This window comes from Halocynthiibacter sp. (genome assembly GCF_049608145.1).
Classification (GTDB): Bacteria; Pseudomonadota; Alphaproteobacteria; order Rhodobacterales; family Rhodobacteraceae; genus Halocynthiibacter.
The window spans coordinates 87,517-96,606 of sequence record NZ_JBMYXF010000004.1 but is presented as its reverse complement, the minus strand read 5'-3'; the positions used below and the strand labels follow the sequence as shown (position 1 = coordinate 96,606).

Annotated in this window: 6 protein-coding genes; 4 read left to right on the top strand and 2 right to left on the bottom strand. The window is 52.2% G+C overall.

Going from position 1 to position 9,090, the window contains the following annotated elements; translation table 11 throughout:
* Both ACPGUT_RS02870 and ACPGUT_RS02865 read left to right on the top strand, forming a co-directional pair.
* A partial coding sequence (locus ACPGUT_RS02870; RefSeq protein WP_423988732.1) for a transposase occupies positions 1 to 402 on the top strand: 402 nt, incomplete at its 5' end.
* Between the two features lie 127 nt (positions 403 to 529).
* Positions 530 to 1,486, top strand: coding sequence for a Hint domain-containing protein (locus ACPGUT_RS02865; protein WP_423988731.1), 957 nt, complete (start codon positions 530 to 532; stop codon positions 1,484 to 1,486).
* Positions 1,487 to 1,534: 48 nt separating this feature from the next.
* Here ACPGUT_RS02865 and ACPGUT_RS02860 read toward each other — a convergent pair whose 3' ends face one another.
* Positions 1,535 to 3,949: a GcvT family protein gene (locus ACPGUT_RS02860; RefSeq protein ID WP_423988730.1), complete on the bottom strand. Its 2,415-nt coding sequence runs from the start codon at positions 3,947 to 3,949 to the stop codon at positions 1,535 to 1,537.
* Between the two features lie 299 nt (positions 3,950 to 4,248).
* On the opposite strand from ACPGUT_RS02860, the gene ACPGUT_RS02855 reads away from it, so the two are divergent.
* Complete coding sequence (locus ACPGUT_RS02855; RefSeq protein WP_423988729.1) at positions 4,249 to 4,725, top strand: YceI family protein; 477 nt, start codon at positions 4,249 to 4,251, stop codon at positions 4,723 to 4,725.
* A 92-nt stretch (positions 4,726 to 4,817) separates the two neighbouring features.
* Entirely contained in the window at positions 4,818 to 7,232 is a 2,415-nt protein-coding gene (locus ACPGUT_RS02850; protein WP_423988728.1) for a GcvT family protein, read from the top strand.
* A gap of 95 nt (positions 7,233 to 7,327) precedes the next feature.
* Here ACPGUT_RS02850 and ACPGUT_RS02845 read toward each other — a convergent pair whose 3' ends face one another.
* Positions 7,328 to 8,863, bottom strand: coding sequence for a trimethylamine methyltransferase family protein (locus tag ACPGUT_RS02845; RefSeq protein WP_423988727.1), 1,536 nt, complete (start codon positions 8,861 to 8,863; stop codon positions 7,328 to 7,330).
* Between the last annotated feature and the right edge of the window lie 227 nt (positions 8,864 to 9,090).

The window sequence follows — 9,090 nt, the reverse complement described above, 5'->3', positions numbered from 1 at the left end:
GCAATCCACAACATCTGGCAGGCTGAGACCAAAGAAGATGCGACCAAGGCCTTCGATCTGTTCATCAGAACCTATGAGGCAAAGTATCCCAAGGCGACGCTGTGTCTGCAAAAGGACCGTGAGGAACTCATGGCATTCTTCGACTTCCCAGCACAGCACTGGCAAAGCATCCGCACCAGCAACCCGATCGAATCCGCCTTTGCCACCATCCGCCATCGAACCAAGCGATCCAAGGGCTGTCTGAACCGCGACGGTATGCTGGATATGATGTTCAAACTCGGGCAATGCGCTGAGCAAAACTGGAGGAGATTACGCGGCTTTGACTACCTCGCCAAAGTCATCACAGGCATCCCATTCAAAGACGGAATTGAAGCCACAAACCAAGACCAGATCGCCGCATGACCCACAATCCTCAAACACCAGATTTGACAATAACTCAGACACGGTCGGAGTGTCTGTCAGCACGCCGGACAGTTCCGGTGATGCTTTTTATTACCAAAGTTCGACGAACACTCTGTCAAGTTCGTCTGTGACAGAACCAACCAGCGTATTCATTACGTTTGATCAGGCCGTTACGAACTTGCATTTTGAAGTTTATGATGTTGATCAGGGATCAGGTTGGGATGATAAGGTGACGTTCATTGCACTGGACGCCCTCGGAGCCCCCGTTCCTGTCAATTTCTCAGATCTGATTGCCCACCACCAGGTCAATGCGAACACGGTTGAAGCCGGAGGCAATGATGATCCTGGTGTAGAAGGGTCAGGTGCCCCGGATACAGTTTCAGTGTCGATACCAGGTTCCATTGTCAGCCTTCAGATTATTCATGACAATGGCAGTGATGTGAGCGTTTCTGGTGTCGTCCGGGTGGGGCCGATTTGCTTTGACTTGGATACTACAGTTCCGTGTTTTGCGCCCGATACGATGATCCTAACGCCCACTGGTGAAAAGCGGATTGAAGAGCTGTCAAGCGGTGACAAAGTGATCACCCGTGACAATGGCGTTCAGAAAATCCGTTGGATCGGAAAGAAAACACTGGACTGGAAGCGTCTGTCTGACAGTCCGCATCTTCGCCCCATTGTTATATCAGCAGGAAGCCTTGGCGACGATCTACCTGAACGTGACCTGACCCTAAGCCCTAATCATCGTATATTGGTTTCTAATGATGTTACCTCGATGTACTTTGAAGATCGGGAAGTGCTCGCATCCTGTAAACATCTGGTGAACAACCATGGTATTTCCAAAGTAGACCCGATGTCCGTAACTTATATGCATTTCATATTTGACCGACATGAAATTGTATTGGCGGATGGCGTCTGGACCGAAAGTTTTCAACCCGGCGATTATGCGTTGAAAGGGATTGGAAATGTGCAACGGAAGGAAATTTTTGATATTTTTCCTGAGCTGAGATCATCTAAAGGGCGGGCCGACTATGTTGCAGCCAGAAAAGTGCTTAAGAAGCACGAAGCCAGCCTGATCGTTCCTTAAGGACACAGTTGTGTTTCCAGGACGCGGGATGCGCCCTGGAAGTTTCGTTTAACCACGCATTCGTGCACCATCTGCATCAAATAGGGGTGTCACAATTTGACGGGCTTTGCGCATATGGCCCAGAATTTCGATCTCTGCCTCATTGCCTTCGCGGGCCTGTTCTGCCGGGATCAGGGCCATGGCAATGGATTTCTGCGCATAGTGGCTGTAGCCGCCTGACGTACAGAACCCTTGCACTTCGCCATTGATCCAAACGGGTTCATAAGCATGAACATCGCAATCTTTGGCTTCGACCTCATAGGCGACAAGCGTACGGGCAGAGCCTTCTGCCTTTTCCTTTTCTGCAGCAGCACGACCAATGAAATCATCAGGTTTTTTGAAACTGATGAACCGATCAAGCCCGGTTTCACCTGCAGTATAATCAGGTGAAAATTCCGACAGCCAAGACCCAAAGAACTTATCCAAACGCAAGGACATCATGGCCCGCATCCCAAAGGGTTTCATGCCGTGTTTCTGGCCCTCAATCCACAGGGTGTTCCACAAAGCGCGTTGGTTCATGGCATCTGTATAGATCTCATACCCCAAATCACCCGTGTAACTGACACGCTGTACAATGCATGAAGACATTCCGATTGTGATTTGTTTTACATCAAGGAATTTGAACGCTTCCGCGGATACATCCGCCCGGGTCACCGCTTCTAGAACCTTGCGCGCATTGGGGCCAGCGATCTGGAACCCGGTGCGACGATCAGAGATGTTTTCAACAGTCACGCCGTCCTGTTCGTGTTGTTCAAACCAACGTGTGTGGAAATCTTGCGCGCCATAAGATGCGGTCAATTGGAAGTGATCTTCCGCAAGGCAAGACATGGTGAAATCGCCGATCAAACGCCCTGAATGTGCAAGCATTGGGGTCAGGGACAGGCGCCCAATTTTCGGCACACGACCGGCCATGATTTTGTTCAGCCAAGCGCGGGCATTGGGACCCTTCACATCATATTTACCAAAGTTCTGAACCTCATTGATTCCAACGGCTTCACGAACGGCCTTCACCTCACGCGCTGTGGCGTCAAAGGCGTTGGAACGGCGGAAAGACGGGGTTTCGTAGCGGGGTTCATCGCCTTCGGCGAAGTAATTTGCAACCTCAAGACCATTTTGCTGTCCAAACACCGCGCCCAGTTCCTTTTGGATGTCATACATGGGCGTTGTATTCATTGGACGCGCAGCGGGAAGTTCCTCATTCGGATATACCACGGAGAACCGGTTTTGGTAGTTTTCAATCACCTTTGGCAGGGTGTATCCCGGGGTGATCCATTTGCCAAAACGTGCCACATCCATCGCAAAGACATCGCGTTCAGGTTCGCCTTCGATCATCCATTGCGCCAAGGTCAGGCCAACGCCGCCACCTTGGCTGAAACCAGCCATGACGCCACAAGCAGACCAATAGTTTTTCTTACCCGGAACAGGCCCAACCAAAGGGTTGCCATCCGGTGCAAAGGTGAACGGCCCATGGATCACGGATTTAACGCCAACCTCGGCAAGGGCCGGGAAACGTTTGTAAGCGAACTCAATAGAATCCTCAATCTTATCAAAGTCATCCGGCAAAAGTTCATGGCCAAATTTCCACGGTGTTCCATCAACGGCCCAGGGGCGGCAGGGTTGTTCATAAAAGCCAATACACAGCCCACGACCTTCTTGCCGCAGATAGCTTTCGCCGGCCGGATCCATCACATGCGGATGTTCTTTATCCGCCTCATAGATCAGGGGGATGTCATCGGTGACGATGTATTGGTGCTCCATCGGGTGTAGCGGCAGGTAAACACCAGCCATTTCGCCAACTTCACGCGCCCAAAGACCGCCCGCGTTAACGATATGTTCCGCAATCACGGTGCCTTTGTCGGTCACAACCTCCCAGGTGCCATCGGGCAGTTGGTTGGTTTCTTTTACCATGCAATGTGTTTCAATTTCCGCGCCGCCCATTTTGGCCGCGCGCGCATAGGCGTGCGTCGTGCCGGAAGGGTCAAGGTGCCCATCAAGCGGATCATAAAGACCGCCCAAGATGCCGTCCACATTGGTCGCAGGCGCGATTTTGGCGATTTCTTCGGGGGACAGAATTTCTGTATCAAGGCCCATATGGCGATGCTTGGCACGTTCTGCCTTCAGCATATCCATGCGTTCCTGCGTATCTGCAATTGTCACGCCGCCCACATGGTGTAGGCCACAGGACATGCCTGTAATTTCTTCTAACTCTTTGTAAAGACGGATTGTATAGCCTTGCAAGGCAGCCATATTGGTGTCGCCATTGATGGTGTGGAAGCCACCCGCTGCGTGCCATGTTGAACCTGAAGTTAGTTCTGAGCGTTCCAGAAGCAACACATCAGACCAACCAAATTTCGTCAGGTGATACAGAACAGAGCAGCCGACAACGCCGCCGCCGATAACCACAACACGTGCATGGGTCTTCATGGAATTCCTCCTCAGATGTTTGAAACTTTTGGACAGATTGGCCCGGTTCAGAAAACGCGCATGTAAACCTGCGACAAATTAGGTCGCTTTTAGATAGTCTTCACGCCAACCAATCGACACGGGCTTGTGTCTTGTGAAAAAACAAAGACCTGCAACAATGCGATATGTTTAGATTCATCTCAGTCCATCTTCGCGCCACATGCCGCGATATCATTCGTAGTCCGCTTTTTCTGATTTCCTTTTGTGGACTTTTGGCAGGATCAGGCCCCGCTTTTGCTGCAAACGAAGCATTTCGTATCGTGAGTGATGGCAAAGCCCATTTCAGTTACCATCTGGCCGGACAGCGGACACGCGGATTTATCCCTATTGAATCCGCCGGTCTTCTGTTGGACTTGGATGCACCACAAGATGCTGAAATTATAGTGAACTTTAATGTCGCACGTGCGCGTGCTGGAAATGTACTGGCAACATCGGCCCTGCGTGAGGTAAAAGTTCTCAACATCAAGAGCTTTCCGAATGCACGCTTTGTAAGCCGTAGAATCATGCGCCTTAATGATGGCGCGCGTGTGACGGGTGATTTTACCTTGCGCGGAGAGACAAGAGAGATGGATCTGGATATTTCACTGTTGCGCGATGGTCGTGCCGATGCTGAGCCGTCCATTTTACGGGTGGTGGGGCAGTTTGACCGTCGTGAATATGGTGCAGATGGTTACCCGTGGCTTGTTGACCCGATGATCGAATTAGATTTTCAGCTGGAAATCATCCCTCTGCGTTAGATGGAAAACAATACGACATAAAATGTCGCAAACAGGCTTGGAATATCCGCTTTCCCCGAGGCACCCTATGCGCAACAAAACGGAGAATACCCATGCGCACAGAAGCCCAGGTTGTCGTCATCGGAGGCGGGCTGATCGGTTGCTCGATCCTTTATCATCTTGCAAAACTTGGATGGAAGGACTGCATCCTACTGGAACGCGATGAGCTAACGTCCGGGTCCACATGGCACGCGGCAGCGGGTATTCACGGGTTGCATGACAACAGTAATATCACACGAATTCAGCACTATACGATGAATCTGTATAAAGAACTGGAAGCTGAAACCGGGCAGGGCTGTGGTGTGTTTCAACCAGGTTCTTTGTACTTGGCCCAAACAGAAGCGCGTGAACATCAGCTGCGCCTACAGGAAGCCAAGGCCAAATATTACGGTATGAATTTCCATGAAGTATCCCGTGCAGAGGCTGAAAAACTGCACCCGCTGGTCAATTACGACGGCATCCGCTGTATCATGTATGAACCTGATGGCGGCAATGTTGACCCCTCGGGCGTGACGCAGGCCTATGCTGCCGGTGCCCGCGCAATGGGTGCACAGGTTGAACGGTTCTGCCCGGTTACCGCAACAGAACAACAGCCGGATGGCACATGGATTGTCCGTACCCCAAAGGGCGATATCAAGGCGGAATGGGTTGTGAACGCAGCGGGTCTTTGGGGCCGTGAAGTTGGTGCAATGGCGGGACTGAAACTGCCGCTGATCCCAACAGAACACCAGTATTTCGTGACCGAAGCGATTGCAGAAGTCAAAGCGCATGGCATGCGTTTGCCATCTGTTGCGGACCGTGACGGCGAATACTACCTGCGTCAGGAAGGCGATGGCCTACTGGTTGGTGCTTATGAAAAGAACATGAAGTTCTGGGCCGAAGATGGCACACCGCAGGGGTTTGGGCATGAATTGTTCGCTGACGATCTGGAACGGATCGAAGACAATATTATGCGTGCGATTGATCGTTTGTCTGTGGTCGGTGATGCGGGTATCAAACGTGTGATCAACGGCCCAATGATTTGGTCGCCGGATTCAAATGCGCTGTTTGGTACTGTGCCAGAACTGTCTAACTACTTCTGTTGTAACGGTATTATCCCTGGATTTTCACAATCCGGTGGATTAGGGCTTCTTGCCGCGCAATGGATCATTGAAGGTGAACCTCAATATGATATGTTCGCTTGGGATCTGGCGCGTTTTGGGGATTGGGCTGATGCGAAGTTCACCAAAGCCAAGGTGCAAGATCAATACGCCAACAGGTTCTCTATCCATTTCCCGAATGAGGAACGTTCTGCTGGTCGGCCAGCGCGTGTACGCCCAGCCTATGAAATGCAGAAAGACATGGGCGCGGTCTTTGGTCTGAACTGTGGCTGGGAACACCCGCTGTGGTTTGCCGATAAGCCTGGCGTGACTGATACCAATGGGTTTACCCGTCAGAACTGGTTTGAACCGGTCGCGAATGAAACCAAGATGCTACGCGATCATGTTGGTGTCATCGATATTTCCAACTTTGCCAATTACCGCATCACGGGGCCTGGCGCGCATGACTGGCTGGATGCTTTGCTGGCCAATACCATCCCAACGGAAATTGGGCGGTCTTGCCTTGCGCCACTGATTTCGGTGCGCGGCGGTATTGCGGGTGATTTCACGGTCACAATGCTGGGCGAGGGCGACTATATGATGGTCGGCTCTGGCATGGCGGAACGCTATCATCAGCGGTTCTTTAACGCGGTCCCATTGCCAGAAGGGACTGTGTTCAACAACGTCACGGACACCACCGCAGGGTTTAACATCGCAGGGCCAAAATCACGCGATCTGCTTGCGCGTATGACAAATGTGGATCTATCCCATGAAGCGTTCCGTTTCATGCGCTCACAACAAATCACAGTTGCGGGCGTGGATTGTCTTGCGATCCGTGTCAGCTTTACTGGTGACCTTGGTTGGGAATTGCACTGTGCTGAGGCGGATCAGGTCAAGCTGTATGACGCTTTGATCACTGAGGCGCGCGCAATGAAAGGTGGCCCGGTTGGCGGGCGTGCCTTGGGCGCCTTGCGGATCGAAAAAGGTTACGGGTCTTGGGGGCGCGAATACAGCCCGGAATATTTCCCACAAGAAGTTGGCCTGGAACGCTTGGTGAAACCTGCGAAAAACTTCCTGAACAAAGCCGCTTGGGAAACGATCAAGGACGAAGCGCCGCGTGAACATCTGGTTGGTTTCGAAATAGAGGTCACCAATGCAGACGCCAGCGGCGGTGAACCTGTGTTCATGCCGGATGGCACACCTGCTGGTCGGATCACATCTGGTGCATTTGGGGCATCCGTCGGTAAATCCTTGGCCCTTGGTTTTGTCAAAGCAGATACCGCAAAACCGGGTGACACTGTGGATGTTTTCATTCTAGGTGCACCCCACAAGGCACGCATTCTTGAGCAACCGGCCTTCGATCCCGAAGGCAAACGCCTACGCGGCTGATTTGATAAGGGCGGCAGTTGCAAAACCGCCGCCCTTTCATCTTGCCGGAAATACTCCGGGGGGGGGTGGGGGCTGGCCCCCACATAGCCGATATATCAGCCCAAATGGATCTTGAATTTTGAACGGATCTCTTGATCCAAGACCGGATCAAGGGCCGCACGGGACGGCTCTGCCAAGATCTCTTCTTTCTTCTTTGTCGCCGCTTTCACAAGGTTTGGCTTACCAACCTCAACCCATTCTTTCGGGGATAGACGTTCTGCTGTTTTCGGATAGACGTAATCGCTTTCCATCCGCGCCAGTGTTGCATCTGTTCCTAGGTAATGACCGGGTCCATCAAGGCAGACTTCGCGCATCTGATCCAGTGCCAGAGTCATATCATCCACTTCAATCCCACGTACACAACGCAGGGCATGACCGATAATATCGTCCCCCAAGATCAAGCTTTCATGGCAAAACCCAAGCAATGACGCATGCATGCCCGCTGATTCATAGACCATGTTCAAACCTGACAGCCCCCCCATGATGTTGGATGCCATAGCTTCCCAACCCGCTTGCATATCCGGCAGTTTTGCATCGGTCATGCCTGCTGGTGCTCCACCTGGCAGCCCGTAAAATTTGTGCATTTGTGCACAGGCTGCGGTCAGAAGCGCTTGTTCGCCCGAACCACCAGTCATTGCACCGGACCGCAGATCAAGGCCAAAGGGCCAGGTGCCAAAGATTGCTGGCGCGCCGGGTTTTACAGCGTTTACATAGACGATACCCGCCAGGCATTCTGCAACCGATTGCACTACAGCACCGGCAACGGTGGAAGGTGTCGTCGCACCTGCCATGCCCGCAGACAGCAGCAGGACAGGCATGCCACCTTCAATGACTTTCTCCATAACTTCGCAGCTTTCGGTTGCGAATTTCATCGGTGGAACCACAAAACAGTTGGAGTTGGACACGAAAGGACGCGCACGCCATTCTTCTTCGCCACCAGCAACCATATGCAGCATGTCCAAGCCGCCATCGACATAGCCTGGCTCTGTGAAAGATACTCCAACATGTTTGGTTGTGCCTGAAATCGTGGCGTAGATGGAATTCATATCCATCTCATAGTTGTCAGAAATATCACGGCAGACCATAGGGCGCTGCAGGAAGTGGATATTGTCCAAACGATCGGCGATTTTTGCGGCATCATGCAGATCCTGCACGGTGGAGTCGCGATATTCTTCGGTTTCTACATCAACCAAGCTGACCGCAGCACCCGCAGTGCCATAATGTACACGGTGACCGTTTAGATGCATGTCGTGTTTAGGATCGCGACCGTATAGCGTAACGTCTTTACAGGCTTTCGAAAGGGCATCATCGACCACGGCACGTGGAATGCGAATGCGGTTATCATCGCCGAGGATACAGCCAACACGCACCATGTGGTCGACACCGGATTGCGGTGCATCTGCGAAACCGATGGTTTCAAGTGCTTCAATCGCAGCTTCGTGGATCATGTTGATTTGTTTGTCGGAAAGAACCTTCAGGGACGCGCTTTCCATGCCTGGGCGTACGGAACGCGCTTCCATGGCAACGGGGGCTTCACGAAGGGCTTTACGGGCGGCGCGACCACCGGAACGGCGGGAGGTTTTTGCAGTCATTTTTTTGTCTCGTTTGTAGCAGTAAAGGGAAGGGGGCGTTAGTTCGCGCCCGGTCGTCCGCGTGCTGCGCGGCCCCGTTCTGCTCCAATCGTGATCACGATCAGGGAAATTTTCCAGTCAAGACAATGGACCACGTCGGGCTCCGTTTGAATCAGTTCGTCTGTGAAAAATGCCCCCGTTTTTTCACTGTGGCCCGCGCAATTACGACACAATGTCGCTTTCAGGAA